Source organism: Paraphotobacterium marinum (assembly GCF_002216855.1).
Taxonomy (GTDB): Bacteria; Pseudomonadota; Gammaproteobacteria; order Enterobacterales; family Vibrionaceae; genus Paraphotobacterium; species Paraphotobacterium marinum.
On record NZ_CP022356.1, the window covers coordinates 68,529 to 87,308 of the forward strand.

Consider the following 18,780-nt stretch of genomic DNA (forward strand, 5'->3'; position numbering starts at 1 on the left):
AATGAAGTGCTTTAATATCCAAAATACAATTAGCGTTACTATATCAAAATTTATTTGTTTTTGATAGTGGCTATATTACTAATCCCGCAATCGTGGCAGATAATAAGTTAACTAGTGTTGCACCAAATATCAACTTGAAACCATATTTAGCAACAACATTACCTTGTTTATTGGACAGAGCTTTAATTGAACCCGTAATAATACCGATTGAACCGAAGTTTGCAAAAGATATTAGGAAAATAGTGACAATTGCTTTGGAGTGCTCAGAAAGTTGACCAGAGAGTTGTTTTAATAAATCAATAGCAGGAAACTCATTTGCCGCAACTTTAGTACCCATAATCATTCCAGCATGTAAAGCTTCATCAGATGGTATTCCAATGATCCAAGCAATAGGATAGAAAATATAACCTAATATTTCTCTGAAGCTTACGCCTAGTATTGAGGCAAAAACATGATCTAAAAGTGCCAAAAGTGCCAAAAATCCGATCATCATCGCAGCAACAATCATCGCAACTTTAAAACCCGTTATAATATAATCCGTTAACATTTGAAAAAAAGAACTTTCTGTTTTTTCAGTTTGCAGCTTGTTATATTCTAACTCTTCTTTATGATCATATGGATTGACTAAGGAGAGAACAATAAAAGTACTAAAAATATTTAAAATAATAGCTGTAAGCACATACTTAGGATCTAGCATGCTTATGTAAGCCCCTAAAATAGACAGAGACACTGTTGACATGGACATTGCTGCTAGAGTGTATAGTCTTCGCTCAGAAATTTTATCAATAACATCTTTGTAAACAACGAAATTTTCTTCTTGTCCGAAAAAAAGAGCACTGATTGCATTAAAGGACTCTAATTTACCCATTCCATTGACTTTTGATAAAACATATCCTAATGCGTTAATGATATAGTTCATGATTTTAAAGTATTTTAAGATGCCTATCAAAGCTGACATGAAAATAATTGGCATTAGAACTTGTGCAAAGAAAAAATTGTCTTTAAGAAATTGTTCACTAAAAACAAACTTTGTTCCAATATTTGAAAATTCCAAAAACAAATCAAATAATTTGGATATTTCGTTAATAATAATTAATCCGTAATCTGAAGCAAGTAAAAACCAAGCTAAAATAACTTCTATAATCAGTAGTTGAATGATTGGTCTTATCTTTATAGCTTTTCGGTCTTTACTTACCAATAACGCCAATGCCAAGACAAACAAAACTCCTAAAATGGAATGTAAAATATTCATTTATGTACTCTCGTTGTGTGTGTTTTTTGCGGGACGTATATTACAATATTTAGCTTTGATTTTATACTCTTATATTGATATTTTTTTGTATTGTTAAAATTAATTTATATAAATATGTTTTTAAGTTATAATGCTAAGTTAATTAAATAAAAGTGATATTATTATGATTCAAGCAAAAACTAAAATATATGACTACCCCAAATACTGGGCTGAATGTTATGGTTCATCGCCTTTTTTACCAACTTCTAAACAAGAGATGGATCAACTTGGATGGGATAGTTGTGATATTATTTTAGTAACTGGTGATGCTTATGTTGATCATCCAAGCTTTGGGATGGCTGTTATCGGTAGGTTGCTTGAATCACAAGGTTTTAGAGTTGGTATTATTGATCAGCCAAACTGGAATAGTAAAGATGATTTCATGAAATTAGGTAAGCCTAATTTATATTTTGGAATTACTGCAGGTAATATGGATTCAATGATCAATCGATATACTGCTGATAAAAAAATACGTCATGATGACGCATATTCACCAGACAATAAAGGTGGAAAAAGACCTGATAGAGCTGTAATTGTTTATTCTCAAAAATGTAGAGAAGCCTTCAAAGATGTTCCTATTGTAATTGGTGGTATTGAAGCTAGTTTACGCCGTATTGTTCATTATGATTACTGGTCAGAGAGCGTTAGGCGATCAATCATCTTTGATTCCAAGGCAGATATTTTATTGTTTGGTAACGCTGAAAGAGCTTTAGTTGAAGTCTCTCATCGTATTGCTCGAGGTGAACAGGTCCAAAATATGTTAGATGTAAGAGGGTGTGCATTTAATCTCCAAAAATATCCTTCTCATTATAATGAAATTGATTCATCTAGAATAGAAAAACCATTTAAAGAGTTTGTTCCACAAAATCCTTATGAGTATGATAAACCCTGCGCAGGAGATAAGGAACAAAGTACTACGAGTGAAGTGAGTGTTATTCAAATAAAACCATCCAAACATGAGGTTGAAAATACAGTTGTTAGACTGCCTTCTTATGAGAAGTTACTTAATGATAAAATTTTGTATGCACATGCTAGTAGGATAATGCATTTGGAAACAAATCCTTATTCTGGGAGAGCGTTGGTTCAAAAGCATGGGGCTAGGGAACTTTTTGTTACACAATCTCCTATTCCGTTGACAACCGAAGAAATGGACTTTGTTTTTGGGTTACCTTATGCAAGAGTGCCACACCCAAAGTATACGAATAAAAAAATTCCAGCTTATGAAATGATTAAAACATCTGTAAATATAATGAGAGGGTGTTTTGGTGGTTGCTCTTTTTGCAGTATCACGGAGCACGAGGGAAGAATTATTCAAAATCGTTCTAAAGAATCTATTTTAAACGAAATAAAGGATATTAAAGAAAAAGTTCCAGGGTTCACAGGTATGATTTCTGATTTGGGTGGACCAACTGCTAATATGTATCGATTGGGGTGTAAAGATCCTAAAGCAGAAGCAAATTGTAGAAGACCTTCATGTGTTTTTCCTTCCATTTGTAAAAAATTAAATACAGATCATCAATATACCATTGATTTATATAAGAGTGCTCGGAAGATTGATGGTGTCAAAAAAATAATGATTGCTTCGGGAGTAAGATATGACTTGGCTGTTGAGTCTCCTGAATATGTGAAGGAATTAGTTACACATCATGTTGGTGGTTATTTAAAAATTGCGCCAGAACATACAGAAAAAAGACCGCTTGATTTAATGATGAAACCAGGTATTGGTACTTATGATCGATTTAAGCAAATGTTTGAGCAATACAGTAAAGAGGCAGGTAAAAAACAATATTTGATACCCTATTTTATCGCAGCACATCCAGGTACAGAAGACGAAGATATGTTAAATTTAGCGCTTTGGTTGAAAAAGAATAATTTTCGATGTGATCAGGTGCAGAACTTCTACCCATCACCAATGTGTAATGCAACTACAATGTATTATTCAGAAACCAACTCACTTAAAAAAGTGAAATATAAAAAAAGGAATATAATTAATACGGCAAAATCAGAAAAGAAAAGAAAGTTACACAAAGCATTTTTAAGGTATCATGATGAAAATAATTGGGATGTTTTAAGAGAGGCAGTAAAGGATATGGGTAAAAGTCATCTTATTGGTGATAAAGAAGGTTGTTTAATCCCATCAGTTGACTCAGTTAAGAAGAATAATTTTTATCAAAGAAAATCTGGTCGCCATGCATCTAAACGTTTTGCAACAAAACATACAAAAAACCAATTTAAAAGTTAATAATTTTTTAATTAATTCATCAGTGAATTAAGTAATTCTTTGTAAGGTATCCTTAATTCACTAACTTTTAAACTTTTATACACTTTTAACTAGAAAGGGTAACAATTTAGACTTTGGGTAACGTATACCTTTTTGATTAGCTTTAGCCCTTCTTTTTAATAAAAAACCAAAATTAGGTTTTTTATTAAAATATTAATTGAGTTTAATCTTTCCTGGAATACATTTATTCTGATACAAATCATATAGTCCACAGATTTGTTTATTTTTTAATACACAGACTTGTAATGGTAAATTATCATAACTCATTGTTTGAACTTCTCCACCTTTATCAGAACAGTTTTCCTTTAATTGTTGTATAAATGAACTTGACATTCTTGATTGTGTAAGATTTTTGTTATTCTGATTATTGTCCAAACATTTACCTGCAACTAAATCATTAATATCACAATAAACATCTTTAAATGTACAAATATGATATACTTTATTATTTTCAATAAAAACCTTATTTGTTCCAAAATTTTGTATACATATTTGGTTTTTTACTGGCATTGAGATTACAGGACTTTTGTTTTCGCCTGGTTTACAAGAGCCATTATAGTAACCCCATTTATTACAATAAGAGTTATCTTTAAAGACACAAAAATCAGTGGATTGATTATTTATAAACTCAGTTTTGATTTGGTTGCCGTTATCAACGCAATATCGATAGGCTTGATCTTTATGTACTAAATAGTTTGCACATGATGTTAAAAAAGAAAGCATTGATGTACATAACAAGATAAATAAAAATGTTTTACTTCGTTTCATTTAGGGTCTTCCTCATATTTAATAGAGTAATGAGATTTTGATTTTTGTAGGTTAAACTTCTTTTTATATTTCAACATGTCGTTTTTATTTATTGTTACATATATAATCCCACTTTCATCTTTTGGTAGCTCTGCTAAAATCTTGCCTTCATAATTATAAACCATACTATCACCTTGATAGTCAATGTTATTTCCATCGACTCCGACTCTATTGCATCCTACAACATAGGCTTGGTTTTCGATAGCTCTGGCTTTGAGAAGTGTTATCCAATGATCGGATCGCACCTTGGGCCAGCTTGCAACATTTATGAGTAAGTCATATTCATTCTGATTCGAATGCCACTCCGGAAATCTCAAATCAAAGCATATGGTCGGCATAATTTTCCAGTCATTTAAAATAAAGATTGGCCTTATTTTACCTGGTTTTAAATCTTGAAATTCTGATGATAATACAAAAAGATGGACTTTATCATAAAATTGTATGTTATCTTTATTTGCAAGAACACAACGATTGACTCGTTCATGGTTTTCATTTAGTACTAGTGAACTCCCTATAATTGCAAAATTATTTTTATTTGACTGTTCGATAAGCCAATTTTCTATTTCATGATAGGGTAAGGCTTCATTGATGTCAGTTGTAAATCCTGTATTAAACATTTCTGGTAATACAACTAAATCTGGATTTTTATCTTTTTTAATTTTTAAAAAAAGTTCATTAAAATGGTCTTTATTCTTGTTACTTTGATGCCAAAAGATGTGAGATTGTATGATACAAATATTTAAATCTGACATAGTTTTAGGGCCCCTTCTATCAGATCTTTTTCTTGTTTTGCAAAACAAACTCTTAAGTATCTGTGTATTGGTTTTTCGTAAAGTGAAGATACGGGAACAGTACCAACACCATGATTTGTAATTAACTCTTTTGCAAAGCACTCATCATTTTTAGAAGTAATATTTGAATAATCTAACATCAAAAATGGTGAACCATGCCATGGTAGTACTTTAAATCTTGATTTTCTTAATAAATTAGTTATGACATCATGGCTTTTTTGATATAGCTGAGGTAATGTCTCATAGTATTCTGGGTGATCGTTAATTCCGTCAGCTACGGCTAGTTGAAGAGGTGTTGGTGCGGAAAAAGTTGTAAATTGTTTCACACCTAATAAATAGGGTAATATTTTTTCTGGCGCAATACAAACTCCTAACCTCCAACCTGTTATATTGTATGTCTTACCAAGTGATTGGACCACAATACTTTGATTTTTTAATTCAGGGATACTTAATACGCTTTGATATTGTTCACCGGCATAAATATGCTCATACACTTCATCACTAAGTAATAAGATATCTTTGTTTTTGATTATTTTAGCTATTTCCAAATATTCATTTTTACTAATAACAGCGCCTAATGGATTATGAGGCGAGTTTAATATAATTAATTTTGTTCGATGGGTAATAGACTTTCTAATTGCTTCAATATCAATTCGTCCATTAGATAGAAATTGTAAGCGAATACTTTTACCATTCATCATTTTAGTAACATAAGGGTAGGCATCAAAAGCAGGATCAAAGTATATTACCTCATCACCATCTGAAATAAATGCCGCTATAATAGAATAGATGGCCTCAGACGCACCACATGAAATCATTATTTCTTTGTCTGGATTTATTGAGCAGCCATATAAATGTTTAACTTTATTTGCACAGGCTTCTTTTAGCTCTGGCATCCCAGGTATAGGAGAGTATTGATTCTTTCCACGTGAACTATAGTATTCTAGTTTTTCTAGAATCCAAGAAGGTGTTTCAAAATCTGGTGCACCTTGGGTAAAATTGATTGCATTATGTTGTTTTGCAAGGGCGGACATTAATCCAAAAATAGATGGCTTTATGTTGATATTACTTTTTCCAATCATATACTTAAATTTTTTCTTCATTGAATAAGTAATAAGAATACATAATTAAATGAAATATTCAATTAAACCCCGTTTATTTTATTTAATTTAATTAAAAAACCTTTCATTTTATATCCAAAGTATAACTCTAAACCCTTCCAATATAATAATATTTATGGCATGTTAATTATTTTAACAAAGTATTAAATTTTTATGATCAAATTATATGAATACCAACACTGTCCTTACTGTGTGCGAGTTAAATTTTTTTTTAAACTTTTTGATATTCCATTTGATGTTGAGTATCTTGATTATTCTGATAAAGAGACGCCACGCCAATTAACTGGAAATAAGTCACTTCCCATTATTGAAGTAGATGATTCAACTTATATGGACGAAAGTTTAGATATTATAAAGTGTATCAGTAAAAAATTTTCAATTGATCAAGTCAACAATTTCGATCATATCGATGATCTGCTGTTAATTGTTAAACAATTTAGGAGCTCGATTTATGGTTTACAATGTCCTAGATTTTTATTTGAGCAAGATTTACCTGAATTTAAATCTGAAAGCGCAAAAGAATACTATAAAAATAAGTTTGAAAGTTCTTTAAACCTAACTTTTAGAGAAATGTTATTAAATACCGATTTTTATAAGAAAAATCTTGAAAAATTTTTTAATAAATTGATTGAGTTATATGGGGAAAGCTTCTTTTCATCTAAAATTATTAATGAAAAGGTTATCATCTTATTTCCAACACTTTATAATTTATCTGTCGTCGAAAATATACTGTACCCACCAGTGATTAGAGAATTTTTAGATTTTTGGTCATCAAAGTCTAGTTTGCCTTTATATTCTCCAAAACAATAAGATATAATTAAACAAGAAGATGATTAAAAATAAAATGTGATAAGGAGAAATATTAATAATGAAATGGGATATTTTAAGGAATAATGCTTTTGGTAAACAGGGCCTAAAAGAATCATGTGTTACTTCGATTGAGTTTGCAGTTGTTGTATTTTGTAGTTTTTATGTAGGAAAGCTATTAATACCTAATCAGGAAACCTTATCTTTAATAAGTGGTTTATGGTGTGCAATATCAGCAATTGTTGTTTTACACGACAATAGAAAGGCAACACTTCATGCAGCGATTATCAGAGGGCTAGGGTCATTGATTGGTGCAGTAATTTCTGGCTTATTTTTAAGCTATTTTGTAGCATCATTTTGGTTATTAATTCCGATGATTATTATTACGGCTTTTCTTTGTAGTCTTTTCAAATTTGAAGAAGGATTAAGATTGGCCTTAATTACTGTAACAGTTGTTTTTGCTGTTAGTTTAGTCAGCCCCGATGTGAGTGGTTATGAAAATGCGATTTATCGCTTTATAGAATCTTTAATAGGTATCGCTTTTGCTTTATCTGCTAGATGGTTCACGTTGAAATTTATTTTAAAACGATTTCGTTTTTCTTTTCTAAAAAATAGAGTATTTAAATAAGATAATCTATTTGCAATAAATATCATAAAGGTGTCATTTTAGTTTTGTCAAAATTCAAATAATGACATCAAATACTTAATTATATAATTTTAAATAAATAAAACTTCTCAATAGCCTAATAATCATTAAGAAGAATGATTCCTTCAATTAGTTTGTATCTTGCGAGTACAACTATAATGCTGGATAGCACCAGTTTATCTCATGGACGTTTTGAGCGACGAAACATATCAATAAGCTTTGCAGGCTTATGGTTTTTGTTTCGGATCTTTTCTAATAAGCGTCAACAAATTCTATTTTTTACGATAATACCTGATAACACATAATCCAGCATGAAATCTGGGTTTTGGACAATCCAACTCCTTTATTTAGAAGTTTAAGTTACTCACTCAGTAATTTTCCATAGGTTTAAATAAAATATAGCGTATTAAACAGAGGTAACACCTATAGTAACTCCTTGAAAATGAGAGCTAAATATATCATATGGGAATTAGCAATAAAATTATAAAATGTTAGGGCTCGAGTATAAAATCATTTTGTCTAATTGAAAAAATGGCCATATTTTAAATATATTTAACAAAACATTTATGTTAAGCAATATTTTTTTTCATAAAACTTCTTATTTTTGAAATAATAAAGTCTCCTTCTTCCTCAAGAGGAAAGTGTCCAGTATCCAATATATTATAATCTATCTCTTTAAGATCTTTTTTATATGCAATTGCCCCTGATTCTGGAAAAAAAAGATCATTTTTTCCCCAGACAACTAACATTGGAGGTTGATTATCTCTTAAATACTTTTGCCATTGAGGATATTCTTTTACATTATTTTGATAATCAAAATACAGGCTCGTACAAATATTTGACTGCCATTTACGTGTGTGATTATATAAATCCAACTTCCAGGTATCAGGCGAAATAGATTCTGGATTACGTGTCCCATGTACCCAACGCCACTTAATGAGCTCAACGGATCTATCATAAATTTTTTATCTAACTCGGATGAACGTCCTTTCCAATAGTCTCTAAGCGATGCCCAAGTTTTCTCATGCAAACCTTCTTCATAAGCGTTACCATTCATCGTAATAAATCCATCTATCTTTTCAGGGTTTTTAATTGCAATTTTAAACCCAATAGGTGCGCCAAAGTCGTGGATCATTAATGTGTACTTATTAATACTTTTTTTTATGAGTAACTTTTCAATAGTATCGGCAATATTGTCGAAAGTATAATCGTATTGTTCAGGATCCGGTGAGTCACTTTCTCCAAAACCCGGATAGTCTGGAGCAACTAAATAATATTCATCACCCAATTCAGATAGAATATCTCTATACATATAAGATGAACTTGGATTTCCATGTAATAGGACTATAGTTTTATTTGCTGGCTTACCTGACTCACGGTAAAAAATATTACAACCATCAATTATTTCTGATTTATAGCGGACATTATTCATAAATTTACCCTTTTTACATATTAATACATTTACATATAATCATATTTATTTAAGGTAAATAAATAGTATTTTATAAAAATATGTTTGCAATAAAAAAACTTCCATCTATAAATCATTCACATTATTTTATATAACTATATGTTTTGTTGTAATTATTAAGCTACACAAAAAAATAGAAGATTTTGTCCTGCATTAATGGCTGGGTAATATAGTTAGTATTGAGAAATTTGGTTGTCAAGTTATCCTTCCTTCAAGGCTTGCCAATGGAGGTAATCCAGTACTAGAGCTTTTGAATAATATTGGGTTCCAAATGGACAAATATGTTGATATTTTTTCAGCTGCCATTAAAAATTATGCAGGTAATGTAGTTAGCCAGAGAACTCTGGCTTTATTTTAGATGCCTTAAATCAATTTTAAAAATCTTATTGGGCAACTGAGGATTATTCGGAAAATTATTCTTATTATATTGCGTTACTTCAAGGTAATCATTTCTTATTTTAAGACTTTTAAAACCACCAGTTGCTCGGTCACCTCCAGGTATGAACAATATCTTTTTTAGAAACATATTTTGTTGAGAATTTAAGTTATTGGCTTTATTATTAAAACCATACTCTATTCGAAGATCTTTTTTAACAATCATTATTCCATCAAAGTTACCAGTCCCTCCGCCTGAATCAAAGGTATGAAAAATTAAATATTGCTTGTAAGGACCAACTAACTGATAACTAAAATATCCTTCCGTTAGTTGATTTGAATCATTTCTGGGAAAAGTGATTTGATATGTTGTTTGGTTGTTTCTCGTAAAGATCTTAAAATTTTTGTTGGCAGATGAGCATTCTGTCAAATTAATCTCAGAAATTATATCTTTTTGAGTATTAGAGTTATTTTTTAGAGGTTTTAGTCGATAGCTGTATCCAGAATATGAATGATTATTTAACAATGTCCAAACACAATAGGGCGGTATGATGTCAAATGTTTTAGTTTGTTTTGCTAATACATTTGAAGAGAAAAGGAACATGCTACTATATGCTATTGATGAGATTAGGCAAATGATGTATTTCATATGGGTTAACTTGTAAAAAAAATTTGATGTAGTTAGTAAAATTATAAACCATAGCTTTAAAAATAAGAAATGATTGAATAAGATATTTAAAACAATGTTTTTTATTGGTGAAATCATGTATAGTTTTAAAAAAATTATTTTTCTTGGAGGCATTATGATTACTTCCGGATGTTCACTTTTTGGTATTCAAACAGAGGAACAACCTCAATACAAGGTTTTAAAAAAAGATTCCAACAAGGAGTTAAGACTTTATGACTCTTATCTTGTCATACAGACTCAAACGAAAGGAACATACAAGGATGCACAAAACAAGGATTTTCGTATTCTTGCTGGTTATATTTTTGGCGATAATAAAACTGGTGAAAAGATCTCAATGACATCCCCTGTCCGACAATATCAAAAAGGTGATAATTGGGAAATGACTTTTATGATTCCAAAAAATATGATCTAAAAGACTTACCCGAACCAAAGTCAGATAACATAGAATTTAAAGTTTTAAAAAAGAAAACTTATGGTGTCATTACTTTTTCTGGTTCAGATAATGAGGAGAAGAATAAAAGATATGCTGAAGAATTAAAGAGCTGGATTTTAACAAATGAAAAAGATTATAAAATAGTTTCGGTTCCTATTTATGCAGGATATAACCCACCATGGACCATTCCTTTTTTTAGAAAAAATGAAATTATGTTTGAGTTGAATAAAAAGGAAGAGGATATCTTAGTTAATAAATAATTACTGTATATTCATTTAAAATAAGATGTGAGTTCATGTAAGTAATGTTATTAAATTATATTTAATCCCTAATATAAATTTATTTAATCCCATGTTCTCAAATAATTTGTTAGGGTACTTGTTTGGGAGCAATTTAAAATCAAATTAAAATATTTAAAATCAAATCTTAAGATTTAAAACCAATTATGAAGTCTTTAATTTTTTTATGTTAGATTTTAAAAATCATTTAAAATAAAAAAGAGATAGATTATATGTGGTCTTATAGTCCAATTAAAACAGCAATTATTCTCGGGCCTTTAATTTTTTGTTCGGCCTTAGCTCTTGATGTTTACATGCCAGTCCTTCCTGAAATGAAAAATTTATTCCATACCTCTCAAGGGGCAATTCAGTTATCAGTCTCAATTTTTTTTCTAATTTGTGGATTAGGTCAGCTTATATTGGGACCAGTATCTGATCAAATTGGAAGAATAAAAGTGGTCTGGACATCTATTATGTTATGTCTTTTAGGAGCTATTGGTTGTGCAGTGAGTGAGTCGATAGGTATTTTTTAACTTTTAGGACAATAGAAGCCCTCGGAGCCGCGGGTTTATCTATGAGTGCTTTTGCAATTGTTCGTGATGTTTTTGATGGAGAAAACAGCGCTAAAATATATGGTATTATAAACGGTATGCTAGCATTATCGCCAATTTTAGGACCCATAATTGGAGTAGCTTTAATAACAAGATACCCATGGTATTCAACATTTTACTTCTTAGCATGTTTATCAATTCTGACTGGATTAGTTTTTAAAGTCTGGGGTAAAGAGAGTTTAGATAAAGCGAATCGAACTGGTTTCAGCTGGTCAATTTTTTCAAGGTACATGATCATTATAAAATCAATTCATTTTTGGTCTTTTACGTTGCCTGCAGTTGCAGGAATGTCTTCATTTTTTGCACTATTTTCCATAACTCCCTATATTATTGAATCGTTAGGATTACCTAAAGTAACTATCGTTTATAGCTTTGGTACAGTTGGTTTATCATTTATGTTAGGCTCTTTTTAATGGGAAAAATTGTTCAAAATATTGGACTATTCAAGACAACTATTTTAGGCGTATTATTAATATTTGTATCTGGTGTTGCACTTATTATCTTTTACCAGTTATGGGGTCTAAATTTATATGTTTTTTTTGGACCATGTACTGTTGCAACTTTTGGATGTGCTTTGGCAGTGGGCGCTGGTGCGGGTGGTGCCTTGGAACCTTTTGGGCAATATCCTGGAGTGGCTTCAGCCATGTTTGGTTGTATGCAATTAGGTGGTAGTTCAGTTATTGGTACAATTTCGGGGTTATTTGCAGTAAACACTTCTTATCCTCTAGCCATAACAATGATTTTTACATCTTTGATTGCTTTAATTGTAATCTTTTTAAAAATTAATTCTGAAAAGATTTTATATCAAACTCAATTACTTTAGCTTTATTCATTAAATAAGAGCCTAATGTTAATTATGTATACAGTCATGATTTTTATTTAATAATCTTAATATGTCTTAATTTGACATATGTTTTTTCTATATTTCAATTATTAATGATTGTATACAATCTTTTTTTTCTTTAGAATTGCCTTTTTATTAAGTAAATTAACTTTTTAATTAAGCGTTAAGATTGGCTATATTTTAAAAAGATTTACAACATTTGAGAGTTTTAGCATGTGGCCTTATAAACCAAAAACAACAGTTATTATTTTAGCTCCTTTGATATTTAGTTTTGCATTAGCATTAGATGTTTATATGCCGGTCTTACCTGAAATGAGAAGAATGTTCCATACTTCTCAATCCGCGATTCAATTGACTATATCGGTTTTTTTCTTAATTTGTGGCTTTGGGCAATTAATTCTTGGACCTTTATCAGACCAATATGGGCGACTGAAAGTTGTATGGGCATCTGCGTTTTTATTTATCATAGGCTCTGCTTTGTGCTCAATGAGTAAGACTATTGATATCTTTTTAATTTTTAGAGCTCTTGAAGCTTTGGGAGCAGCAGGTTTGTCTGTCAGTGCATTTGCAATTGTAAGAGATACATATGATGGAAAAGACAGTGCTTTAATTTATAGTTATTTAAATGGTATGCTTGCTTTTTCTCCGATATTAGGTCCATTAATTGGTGTTGCATTAATTACACATTATCCTTGGTACTCTGCATTCTACTTCTTAACTGTGTTAGCAATATCAACAGCTTTAATTATTTTGGTTTGGGGCAAAGAAAGTTTAAGTATTGCTAATAGAAAAGCATTCAACTGGTCAGTTTTTTATCGATATTTTTTAATCGGTAAATCTTTAACATTTTGGTCGTTTACGCTTCCTGCTATTGCCGGTATATCTTCTTTTTTTGCACTATTTTCAATGACACCTTACATAGTTGAAGAGCTTGGTTTACCAAAAACAACAATTATGTACGCTTTTGGAGCTGCTGGATTATCCTTTATGATTGGCTCTTTTGTATCAGGTAGTCTCACCCAAAAACTTGGAGTTTTTAAAACAACAGTCGTTGGAACATTTTTGATTTTGCTGTCAGGTATTATACTGATTATTGTCTATCAATTAACGGGACTAACCTTAGTTGGCTTTTTTGGTCCGTGTGTTATTGCAACTTTTGGTTGTGCATTAACATCAGGTGCTGGTGCAAGTGGTGCTTTAGAACCTTTTGGAGAATTCCCTGGAGCTGCTTCAGCTATGTTTGGTGCTCTTCAATTAGGAGGTAGTTCTATAATAGGCTCGATATCAAGTTTATTTGTGCTTAATAGTTCTTATCCACTAGCTTTTACTATGATTATAATGTCTTTGTTTTCTTTACTCATTATTTTTTTTAAAAGTAGGGCAAATATTAAAACCATTTCATAATCAAATATGCTAAATTAAAAAAACTCTGGTAATAACGCCAAATAAAATTATAATGATAATTATTATCATTAAGGTGATTTACAAAAATTTTACTATGAAGGAAATAAGATGCAAGCATTAGATTTATTGTTAAATAGATACTCATCATCAAGATTACAAGCTCCAGCCCCAAAGGCAGATGAATTAGAAACTATTTTAAAGGCAGGTTTAAGAGCTCCAGATCATGGGAACTTAACACCATGGAAATTTATCATAAGCCAGGATGTTGGTATTGAAAAATTGAGTCAAATTTTTGAAGCAGCTGCTCAAGATGCAAATGAATCGGAAGAAGATCAGCAAAGAGCAAAATTAGCACCATTTAGAGCGCCTTTAATTATAACAGTTGTAAGTACTGCAGACGCAAACGCTAAAATTCCAGTGATTGAGCAAAATATTTCAACGGGTTGTACTGTTCATGCGATGGAGATGGCTGCTTATTCCTTGGGTTATGGTTCTATGTGGAGGACTGGTAAATGGGCATATAACAGTTTCATTAATTCTGCTTTAAATTTAAAAGAAAGTGATCAGATCATAGGGTTTTTATACATAGGGTCTCGATTACCTCGAGAAAGAAAACCAGACTTACCGCATCGTCCTCTTGAAAATTATGTTGAGTATCTAGATTAATAAGTTTGTATTTGGTTCTGCTTTCAAAAAAATTCTTTTTATATATAATAAAGAGAGTTTTTTTTTGTGGAATGATTTGTGAATAAAAAAAATACAATCCTTTTTATTTTCCTAGTGAATCTCACCGTTCCCATGGCTGGTATGAGCACAGACATTTATCTTCCTTCCTTACCATTTATGTCTGAATATTTTAACAGCTCGAATAATGTGATTCAGTTATCTATTACGTTATTTGCGATTAGTTTTGGTTTGACTCAATGGATAGCAGGTCCAATATCAGATGCAATAGGGCGTCATAGACCTATTTTATTGGCTTTATTAATACAAATTTTAAGCCTTATTATGATTATTTGTACAGATAACATATATGTTCTTAATTGCGCAAGATTTGTTCAGGGATTTGGTGTTGGATTAATGATTGTCCCAACTAGGGCTATATTGAGTGATATTCTCTCAGGTGAGCAGTTAAAAAAACACCTTACATATATTACAACCTCTTTTTCAATAGGCCCAATTGTAGCGCCTTTTTTAGGGGGGTATTTGCAACATTACTTCTCATGGCAGGCAAACTTTAGTTTTATTTTAATTTATTTAAGTATCTTATTTTTATTCTATTTTTTTCTTTTTAAAGAAACCTTAATAGAAAAAAAGAAATTTTCTTTTAATTTACTTTTTCATAACACAAAAACTGTTTTTAAATCTTTTAGTTTTGTGAAATCAATCTTACTAGCTGGTTCAGTTTATTCTTACGTAGCTATTTTTAGTGTGGTTGGACCTTTTTATATACAAAACATATTAAATAAATCAGCCATATTTAATGGTTATGTTGCTTTATCAATTGGTGTGTTTTGGTTTATAGGTAATCTATTCTCGAGGATTTTATTTCATATTGAACGTGAAAAAAAGGAAATTATTGCCTTAATTGGTACGGTGATATTTGCAGTCGTTTTTTTAATGATTGAATTATTATCTAATAACTTTTATTTTATACTCCTACCTTTATTATTGATGGTTGGTTTTTCTGGTTTTGTGTTTCCAATTGCTGTAAGTGAAGGACTGAGTATTTTTAAAAATATGTCAGGGACAGCTAATGGTATATTGTTTTCATTTTGTTGGGTTTCTTATGGAGTTTTTACCGGTATAGGTAGTTTATTAAAAGCACATTCACTTTTCCCTTTAACTGTATTATATTTAATCTTAAGTATATTAATTTTGTTATTATTTTTTAAAATAAGACATAAGAAATAAGATCAGTTTTATGATACAAAAAAGTGAAATCAAAGCAGCACATAACCTTCTTGTTTTATGGGATTGCTCAGATCTTGTAATATCAGATTTATTAGATTTGAGCCTTGAGGACAAAAAAAAATTTTTTTCTCATAAGTATGAATCCATTCAATTTACTGAAGATCAAGTGGAGTTATTTAGATTGATTCACAAAATTCATAGACTGTTGAAAAAAAAATTTATTATTGGTCCTGAAATTTATGGAATGATGCAAAAAAAACATGAATTTTTTGACAATTTAACTCCATTATCTTGGTTAATTAAAAACAAAGCTCAACCTCAATTATTTCTTGATAAGTTAGATAACTGTCCAAGGTAAGAATTGAAAAGCATCCACTTTTCAATTCCCCTTTTATTTGAATTAAGACTCTTTGAGAAATAAACCTATATCATTATATAACTTATCGCACTGATTTTTCACTAAGTTTTCCAAATTCAAAAATGCATGAATCATCCCAGGAAAATGAATGTGCTTTACATCAATTTTTGCTTTTTCAAGCTTTTCAAAATATTTAATACCTTCGGATTTTAAAGGGTCAAATCCTGCAGTGATAATTAATGTATCTGGATAATTTTCTGGAATGTTTCGAAATAACGGCGATTCATCATATCTATTTTCATTATTCTGAAAATAGTTATCAAATAACCACTTTATGTAGTGAGTTTCGAGAAGATAGTTTTTACCTAGATCTTTAATTGAATCACAACTGAGTGTGTAATCTAAAGATGGATAAATAAGAACTAACTTATCGACGAGTTCAACTAATTCTGTGTGACAAATGGTTGAAGATAATGCACCTCCTGCTGAATCTCCCCCTAAAGTCAAACTTTTCTCAAAATTAATTCCTTCTTGATTTAATATATTCCACATATTTTTTAGAATAAGCTTGCAATCGTTTAACCCTGATGGAAATGGATGTTCAGGTGCTAACTTATAATCAACAGCTACGACAATATTTCCAGTATGAAAAGCCAGTTTAGTTAGAATTTTATCATAGACATCAATACTGCCTGACATATGCCCCCCACCATGGAGATATAAAAAAACAGGAAGATTTTTCTCATGCTCAGGATGATAAATTTTTAAAGGAATATCCTTGTAACTAATTTTTTTTGTCAGATCTAGTGAAGGTGCTGTCGTAACATATGTTTGTGTCAGTAACTCTAAAGATGCCCTGTTTGCAATTGGATCTGGTTGATAACCAGCTAAGGCTAATTGTTTAATAAGTTCGTTTTGCGCCTTTAAAAACGTTTTTAAACTATCAGTGATATGTTCCAAAATTAAGACTCCTATTGATTTATGACTTATCCGTTAAAATTTGAGTATTTAACTTCTTATTTGTGTTTTTTTGAGATGTTAGACGTATTGATACGTAACCCATTAATGCACAACAGATACAAACAATGCTTGGTCCAGCGATATTATTGATTGATTTTATCATAAGCTCAATGGCTAAGGGACCAACACCTCCCACAAAAGCAAATGCTAGATTATAACTCATTGCTACGCCTGTCAGTCTAACATTAGTTTCAAAAGAGTCACACAGAATTTTCATAAATAATCCTGTACCTATACCACAGAGTATCGTCAACATGAACCAGCCCATAAAAATAGAAGAAATTTGGCCCAGTGACATTAAATAAAAGGCAGGAAAACTCATTAAAGCTAGTAAAATAGTGGTTAATTTATACATTTTCTTAACATTTACAAAATCAGATAGAAAACTAGCTAGAAAAATGATTATTACGTTCAAGATTGAAATAGCATACGCTATATTTTGAAATTTAAAATAAGGAATATTCAAGTGGTTTTGTAGGTATTTACTTATATATAAAGATACAACTACCCCGTTGCATGCAACCAACATTGCATTGAAAATACCTCCTAATTGCAGTGAAAAATTATTTTTTAAAATGTGAAACAAAGGAAATTTTTGCTTGTTCTCCAAAGCCATAAACATCGGTGTTTCATGAAGCTTAGATCTTATAAAATAACCTACTAAAGCAATTGCTGATCCGGAAATGAATCCAACACGCCAAGCATATGCTCCAAAATAGTGTTTAAGAAGGTCACCCATAATATCACCAAGAAGGAACCCTAAAAACACCATTCCAAACAAAATACCTAAGGCAATTCCTCTGTTTTTATGAACTGATTCATACACAAATACAATAGCACCCGGCAACTCTCCGCCTAAAGCTAGTCCTTGAATAACCCTCAGCATAATAAAAAGGATAGGGGCAATGACTCCAATTTGATCATAAGATGGCATTACTCCCATTAGAAAAATACAAACGGACATAATAAGTATGGTTAGAGAGAAAGATTTTTTTCTTCCAATATTGTCACCTAACCAACCAGTAAGTAAGCCTCCTATTGGTCTCACGATATAAGCAACCGAAAAAATACATACTGTAATAAGATTTTTGACGATTTCTGATTGTACATTTTGCAAAAAAGTTGCACTTATTTGAGATGAAAAGATTATATACAAAATAAAATCATAAAATTCAAGCATACCTCCGAAGCCTGAAAGGATCGATACTTTATAAACATTATTATTATTCATTTTTAAACCTGTTATTATTTGTTGTGTTTGTTTTATGTTTTGAAAATATTAATATTTATTGCTTTATGAAAAAATATGATTTAACCATCAACATGATTTTGATCGCAAATAATTACATTACAGCAGATGAAAGGTGGGAATAAATCACAAATAAGTAATGAGTTATAAATTATATAAAATAATATGTTCAATTTTTTTATCTATTTTAATAGGCCTCTATTTACTAATCAGTCCAAACTTCGACAATATATATTATGATTTTAAGATTAATACGTGATCTAATATTTAAAAATACATGAGATATCAATCATTAGTTATTTATTTAAATATATTTAAATAAATAACGTTATTAGGGAAATATCTAATTAAAACATGTAGGTTAAATATTCTTAATTTTAAAGCGAGATAT

General features: G+C 30.5%; 18 protein-coding genes and 2 pseudogenes. 11 read left to right on the forward strand and 9 right to left on the reverse strand.

Going from position 1 to position 18,780, the window contains the following annotated elements:
• Positions 1-70 precede the first annotated feature (70 nt).
• A complete protein-coding gene (locus CF386_RS07510) occupies positions 71-1,252 on the reverse strand; it encodes a NupC/NupG family nucleoside CNT transporter (protein WP_089073815.1) in 1,182 nt (393 codons plus the stop codon).
• Between the two features lie 163 nt (positions 1,253-1,415).
• Between CF386_RS07510 and CF386_RS07515 the strand changes: the two are divergent.
• Positions 1,416-3,521: pseudogene (locus CF386_RS07515) on the forward strand (YgiQ family radical SAM protein); the annotation flags it as partial.
• A 204-nt stretch (positions 3,522-3,725) separates the two neighbouring features.
• Here the strand turns inward: CF386_RS07515 and CF386_RS07520 are convergent.
• The 3 genes from CF386_RS07520 to CF386_RS07530 are packed head-to-tail and all read right to left on the reverse strand — an operon-like array spanning position 3,726 to position 6,252.
• Complete coding sequence (locus tag CF386_RS07520; protein WP_089073817.1) at positions 3,726-4,340, reverse strand: DUF333 domain-containing protein; 615 nt, start codon at positions 4,338-4,340, stop codon at positions 3,726-3,728.
• Complete coding sequence (locus CF386_RS07525; protein ID WP_089073818.1) at positions 4,337-5,131, reverse strand: nitrilase-related carbon-nitrogen hydrolase; 795 nt, start codon at positions 5,129-5,131, stop codon at positions 4,337-4,339. Before CF386_RS07525 ends, CF386_RS07520 begins: the two co-directional genes overlap by 4 nt.
• Entirely contained in the window at positions 5,119-6,252 is a 1,134-nt protein-coding gene (locus tag CF386_RS07530; protein ID WP_089073819.1) for an aminotransferase class I/II-fold pyridoxal phosphate-dependent enzyme, read from the reverse strand. The genes CF386_RS07525 and CF386_RS07530 overlap by 13 nt, the downstream gene beginning before the upstream one ends.
• 192 nt (positions 6,253-6,444) lie before the next feature.
• Between CF386_RS07530 and grxB the strand changes: the two genes are divergently transcribed.
• Both grxB and CF386_RS07540 read left to right on the forward strand, forming a co-directional pair.
• Complete coding sequence (grxB, locus tag CF386_RS07535) at positions 6,445-7,101, forward strand: glutaredoxin 2 (RefSeq protein WP_089073820.1); 657 nt, start codon at positions 6,445-6,447, stop codon at positions 7,099-7,101.
• 58 nt (positions 7,102-7,159) lie between these two features.
• A complete protein-coding gene (locus CF386_RS07540; RefSeq protein ID WP_089073821.1) occupies positions 7,160-7,726 on the forward strand; it encodes an FUSC family protein in 567 nt (188 codons plus the stop codon).
• A 587-nt stretch (positions 7,727-8,313) separates the two neighbouring features.
• Here CF386_RS07540 and CF386_RS13685 read toward each other — a convergent pair.
• The 3 genes from CF386_RS13685 to CF386_RS07550 form a co-directional block, all read right to left on the reverse strand.
• Positions 8,314-8,619 carry an alpha/beta fold hydrolase gene (locus tag CF386_RS13685; RefSeq protein ID WP_404824983.1) on the reverse strand — a complete coding sequence of 102 codons (306 nt, stop codon included), beginning with the start codon at positions 8,617-8,619 and terminating at the stop codon, positions 8,314-8,316.
• The gene (locus CF386_RS07545) at positions 8,541-9,176 is read right to left on the reverse strand and encodes an alpha/beta fold hydrolase (protein ID WP_225971780.1); all 636 of its coding nucleotides are present in this window, start codon (positions 9,174-9,176) and stop codon (positions 8,541-8,543) included. The genes CF386_RS13685 and CF386_RS07545 overlap by 79 nt, the downstream gene beginning before the upstream one ends.
• Before the next feature lie 388 nt (positions 9,177-9,564).
• Entirely contained in the window at positions 9,565-10,239 is a 675-nt protein-coding gene (locus tag CF386_RS07550; RefSeq protein ID WP_145955025.1) for a hypothetical protein, read from the reverse strand.
• A gap of 154 nt (positions 10,240-10,393) precedes the next feature.
• Here CF386_RS07550 and CF386_RS13690 point away from each other — a divergent pair.
• From CF386_RS13690 to CF386_RS07595, 8 genes and pseudogenes are all read left to right on the forward strand, one after another.
• Positions 10,394-10,971 (forward strand): annotated as a pseudogene (locus tag CF386_RS13690) (SOUL family heme-binding protein).
• Positions 10,972-11,222: 251 nt separating this feature from the next.
• Positions 11,223-11,522, forward strand: coding sequence for an MFS transporter (locus CF386_RS13400; RefSeq protein WP_089073825.1), 300 nt, complete (start codon positions 11,223-11,225; stop codon positions 11,520-11,522).
• A 41-nt stretch (positions 11,523-11,563) separates the two neighbouring features.
• Entirely contained in the window at positions 11,564-12,013 is a 450-nt protein-coding gene (locus tag CF386_RS13405; RefSeq protein WP_264080496.1) for an MFS transporter, read from the forward strand.
• Complete coding sequence (locus CF386_RS07575) at positions 12,013-12,423, forward strand: MFS transporter (RefSeq protein ID WP_089073827.1); 411 nt, start codon at positions 12,013-12,015, stop codon at positions 12,421-12,423. The genes CF386_RS13405 and CF386_RS07575 overlap by 1 nt, the downstream gene beginning before the upstream one ends.
• A 234-nt stretch (positions 12,424-12,657) precedes the next feature.
• Positions 12,658-13,848, forward strand: a complete 1,191-nt coding sequence (locus CF386_RS07580; RefSeq protein WP_089073828.1) for a multidrug effflux MFS transporter — start codon at positions 12,658-12,660, stop codon at positions 13,846-13,848.
• Positions 13,849-13,956: 108 nt separating this feature from the next.
• Positions 13,957-14,514, forward strand: a complete 558-nt coding sequence (locus CF386_RS07585; protein WP_089073829.1) for an NAD(P)H nitroreductase — start codon at positions 13,957-13,959, stop codon at positions 14,512-14,514.
• Between the two features lie 78 nt (positions 14,515-14,592).
• Complete coding sequence (locus CF386_RS07590) at positions 14,593-15,762, forward strand: MFS transporter (RefSeq protein ID WP_089073830.1); 1,170 nt, start codon at positions 14,593-14,595, stop codon at positions 15,760-15,762.
• 10 nt (positions 15,763-15,772) lie between these two features.
• The gene (locus CF386_RS07595) at positions 15,773-16,120 is read left to right on the forward strand and encodes a hypothetical protein (RefSeq protein ID WP_089073831.1); all 348 of its coding nucleotides are present in this window, start codon (positions 15,773-15,775) and stop codon (positions 16,118-16,120) included.
• Positions 16,121-16,162: 42 nt separating this feature from the next.
• Here the strand turns inward: CF386_RS07595 and CF386_RS07600 are convergent, their stop codons facing one another.
• Both CF386_RS07600 and CF386_RS07605 read right to left on the reverse strand, forming a co-directional pair.
• Positions 16,163-17,080 carry an alpha/beta hydrolase gene (locus CF386_RS07600; RefSeq protein WP_089073832.1) on the reverse strand — a complete coding sequence of 306 codons (918 nt, stop codon included), beginning with the start codon at positions 17,078-17,080 and terminating at the stop codon, positions 16,163-16,165.
• Between the two features lie 19 nt (positions 17,081-17,099).
• Positions 17,100-18,371, reverse strand: coding sequence for an MFS transporter (locus tag CF386_RS07605; RefSeq protein WP_089073833.1), 1,272 nt, complete (start codon positions 18,369-18,371; stop codon positions 17,100-17,102).
• Between the last annotated feature and the right edge of the window lie 409 nt (positions 18,372-18,780).

Bases quoted from the DNA above. Each gene is read 5' to 3' on its own strand.
- CF386_RS07525 (WP_089073818.1), bottom strand. From the start codon at position 5,131: ATGTCAGATTTAAATATTTGTATCATACAATCTCACATCTTTTGGCAT.
- grxB (WP_089073820.1), top strand. From the start codon at position 6,445: ATGATCAAATTATATGAATACCAACACTGTCCTTACTGTGTGCGAGTT.
- CF386_RS07585 (WP_089073829.1), top strand. From the start codon at position 13,957: ATGCAAGCATTAGATTTATTGTTAAATAGATACTCATCATCAAGATTA.
- CF386_RS07605 (WP_089073833.1), bottom strand. From the start codon at position 18,371: ATGAATAATAATAATGTTTATAAAGTATCGATCCTTTCAGGCTTCGGA.
- CF386_RS13405 (WP_264080496.1), top strand. From the start codon at position 11,564: ATGAGTGCTTTTGCAATTGTTCGTGATGTTTTTGATGGAGAAAACAGC.
- CF386_RS07520 (WP_089073817.1), bottom strand. From the start codon at position 4,340: ATGAAACGAAGTAAAACATTTTTATTTATCTTGTTATGTACATCAATG.
- CF386_RS07595 (WP_089073831.1), top strand. From the start codon at position 15,773: ATGATACAAAAAAGTGAAATCAAAGCAGCACATAACCTTCTTGTTTTA.
- CF386_RS07575 (WP_089073827.1), top strand. From the start codon at position 12,013: ATGGGAAAAATTGTTCAAAATATTGGACTATTCAAGACAACTATTTTA.
- CF386_RS07580 (WP_089073828.1), top strand. From the start codon at position 12,658: ATGTGGCCTTATAAACCAAAAACAACAGTTATTATTTTAGCTCCTTTG.
- CF386_RS07510 (WP_089073815.1), bottom strand. From the start codon at position 1,252: ATGAATATTTTACATTCCATTTTAGGAGTTTTGTTTGTCTTGGCATTG.
- CF386_RS07550 (WP_145955025.1), bottom strand. From the start codon at position 10,239: ATGAAATACATCATTTGCCTAATCTCATCAATAGCATATAGTAGCATG.
- CF386_RS13400 (WP_089073825.1), top strand. From the start codon at position 11,223: ATGTGGTCTTATAGTCCAATTAAAACAGCAATTATTCTCGGGCCTTTA.
- CF386_RS07530 (WP_089073819.1), bottom strand. From the start codon at position 6,252: ATGATTGGAAAAAGTAATATCAACATAAAGCCATCTATTTTTGGATTA.
- CF386_RS07545 (WP_225971780.1), bottom strand. From the start codon at position 9,176: ATGAATAATGTCCGCTATAAATCAGAAATAATTGATGGTTGTAATATT.
- CF386_RS07540 (WP_089073821.1), top strand. From the start codon at position 7,160: ATGAAATGGGATATTTTAAGGAATAATGCTTTTGGTAAACAGGGCCTA.